Origin of the sequence: Methanobacterium bryantii (assembly GCF_002287175.1) — an archaeon.
GTDB classification, from domain to species: Archaea; Methanobacteriota; Methanobacteria; order Methanobacteriales; family Methanobacteriaceae; genus Methanobacterium_D; species Methanobacterium_D bryantii.
On the sequence record NZ_LMVM01000017.1, the window covers coordinates 1 to 2,693 of the forward strand.

Consider the following 2,693-nt stretch of genomic DNA (forward strand, 5'->3'; position numbering starts at 1 on the left):
TTAATGCTAATTTAACTTTTTTAAGACTTTTTTAGTAAAAACATTACTAATAGTCTCAAATAATTAAATAAAAAAGAATTATTTTTTAAATCCTCATTTAAAAACTCTATTCTCTTAAAGAATTAGACAACCTTCTGGTTCAACTTATTATTAGCTGCCTATTTTGTAAAATTCTCAATTATAACACTCATTTACTAAAAATAGTCAAATTAACGAATTAAGATAGTGAGGTTAATGAAAAGATTTAAATATTGTTAACTTAATACTGACTGACATCAGTCAATAATAGGAGGATACTATGAACTATGTGACAATTGAAAATAATTACTCAATTCAGACTTTCGATCTCACCAAGAAATATAAAGATCAAAATGCAGTAAATGGCATCAATCTGGCGATTAAAAGAGGTGAAGTTTTCTCTTTACTTGGCCCTAATGGTGCAGGTAAAACTACAACCATACAAATGCTTTGCTGTCTGCTAAAACCAACTGCTGGAACTGCAACTATCATGGGTTATGACATAAAGAAAAATCCTTCAGCAGTAAAAGAAGTTATTGATATTTCACCACAAGAAACTGCTATTGCTGGCCATTTGACAGCTTGGGAGAATCTTATGTTAATGGGCGGAATAAATGGTCTGAAAAAAGAAGAAACGAAAAAGAGAGCTAAAGAACTCATAGAATTAATGGGGCTAGCTGAAAGAGCAAATGAACAGGTCCAAAATTTTTCAGGAGGAATGCAACGAAGGTTAAGTATTGCAATGGCACTGATTTCTGATCCTCCAGTACTCTTTCTTGATGAACCCACTCTGGGTTTAGACCCTCAAGCAAGAAGAGCCATTTGGAAGCATATTGAGCATCTCAAAGAGAAAAAAACAATCATTTTAACCACTCATTATCTTGAGGAGGCAGACGCGCTCGCAGATCGAGTTGCTATAATTAGCGAAGGTAATATAATAGCAATAGGCACACCAAAAGAGCTTAAGAATGATATCTATGGAATGCGGACCGTGGTAATTAAGGCCCAAAAACTTTCTTCTACATGTATCGAAGGTTTGAAGGAGATGTATCTTAGTGTAAGAGAGATAGATGATGGAATTGAGATAAAAGCAAGGGAATTAAATTTTGATGAAATAGTTGATTATATCCGCTCAAGTGGAGCAAAGATCGAATGGTTTTCCATGGAAGAACCATCTTTAGATGATGTATTTCTAAGTCTTACAGGAAAGGAGATGATCAAATGAAATTTCTCAGTTTAACTAGCCGAAATATAAAAGAAGTATATCGTGATCCTGTTTCTATCATCCTGGGAGTAGCAATGCCTGCTATTCTTCTGGTGCTTTTTGCTTCCATTGGTAAGAATGCACCCGTTGAGGTTTTCACTGCAAATTCACTTACACCAGCAGTTGCTGTATTTAGTTTTGGATTTTTAACACTGTTCTCATCCATGCTTTTAGCAAAAGATCGTGAAAGCGCATTTTTATCCCGGCTTCTAACAACACCACTTAAACCAACAGATTTTATTTTAGCTTACACTTTGCCCTTCTTACCGATAGCATTACTTCAAATTGTAGTTTGTTTCACCGCTGGAATTATTTATGGAGTTACATTAAATCTAAGCATTTTACCTGCTTTAACTATTCTATTTACAATTTCCATTGCATGTATTGGAATAGGAATGATAATTGGATCTCTTTTTTCAGAAAAACAGGCCCCCGGGTTAGCATCTGCAGTCATAATTATAATATCCATATTTGGAGGAGTTTGGATGAACTTAAAAATGGCTGGAGGTATATTTGCAGCTATTGGTTATGCTCTTCCCTTTGCTTATGCCATTGACACAACCCGGGCACTTTTGAATGGATATGATTTGGGCAGCATTGTCATAACTTTATATTGGGTTCTTGGTTATACGCTGATATTTTTCATATTGGGGATTTTATGTTTTAGGTGGCGGACAAAAAGATAATGGTTATATAATTCTCATACAAAACCTTATTATATATTCTTTCATAGAGAAACAATCAAAATTCGATTATTGGTGGAAAATTCATGCGGGTAACAAAAAAACCTGAAATAAGGCGTAAAGAACTAATGAACGCCGCAGAATACTTATTTATAGAAAAAGGATATGAACAGGTTGAAGTATCAGAAATAGCGAAAAAAGTAGGCGTAGTGCAGGGTACTTTTTATTATTATTTCAAATCCAAAGAAGCAATACTTGATGCAATTATTGACAAATACATTTCTATCCTTGTTGAAGATATGGAAAATATGGCCAATCAGAAAGATCTAACAGCATTAGAAAAATTGATGAATATATACCCTTTTGCTTTGTCATTTCCAGGTGGTCATAAAAGCATAATGAGTCGTCTTCAAGAAGAAAAGAATGTTCATCTACGTATGAAGCTTGAACAAAGGATTCCACAAGAAACTGCTGGATTAATTACACGTATAATTAAACAGGGTATTGAAGAAGGTGTTTTCAATGTTAAGTATCCTGAAGAAGCTGCTGGCGTATATATGGGAACAATGATTATACTTCAAGGAATAGAGGATCTTGACCCTAATTCTCTGGAATTTAAGAGAAAATTCATGGCCATATTCTATTTTATAGAGCGTATTTTGGGTGCAGAAGAAGGTTCGATTATCAAATTTATGGAAAAAAATAGTCCTTAGACACAGTCTTCTCCG

The 2,693-nt window shown here is 34.2% G+C and carries 3 protein-coding genes; all 3 read left to right on the plus strand.

The window, feature by feature from the left end; translation table 11 throughout:
• Window positions 1-298 precede the first annotated feature (298 nt).
• The 3 genes from ASJ80_RS08490 (at window position 299) to ASJ80_RS08500 (ending at window position 2,678) form a co-directional block, all read left to right on the plus strand.
• Window positions 299-1,243, plus strand: a complete 945-nt coding sequence (locus tag ASJ80_RS08490; RefSeq protein ID WP_095652064.1) for an ATP-binding cassette domain-containing protein — start codon at window positions 299-301, stop codon at window positions 1,241-1,243.
• Window positions 1,240-1,968 carry an ABC transporter permease gene (locus ASJ80_RS08495; protein WP_069585868.1) on the plus strand — a complete coding sequence of 243 codons (729 nt, stop codon included), beginning with the start codon at window positions 1,240-1,242 and terminating at the stop codon, window positions 1,966-1,968. The genes ASJ80_RS08490 and ASJ80_RS08495 overlap by 4 nt, the downstream gene beginning before the upstream one ends.
• Window positions 1,969-2,051: 83 nt before the next feature.
• The gene (locus tag ASJ80_RS08500) at window positions 2,052-2,678 is read left to right on the plus strand and encodes a TetR/AcrR family transcriptional regulator (protein ID WP_069585871.1); all 627 of its coding nucleotides are present in this window, start codon (window positions 2,052-2,054) and stop codon (window positions 2,676-2,678) included.
• Window positions 2,679-2,693 lie beyond the last annotated feature (15 nt).

Bases quoted from the DNA above. Each gene is read 5' to 3' on its own strand.
- ASJ80_RS08500 (WP_069585871.1), top strand. From the start codon at position 2,052: ATGCGGGTAACAAAAAAACCTGAAATAAGGCGTAAAGAACTAATGAAC.
- ASJ80_RS08495 (WP_069585868.1), top strand. From the start codon at position 1,240: ATGAAATTTCTCAGTTTAACTAGCCGAAATATAAAAGAAGTATATCGT.
- ASJ80_RS08490 (WP_095652064.1), top strand. From the start codon at position 299: ATGAACTATGTGACAATTGAAAATAATTACTCAATTCAGACTTTCGAT.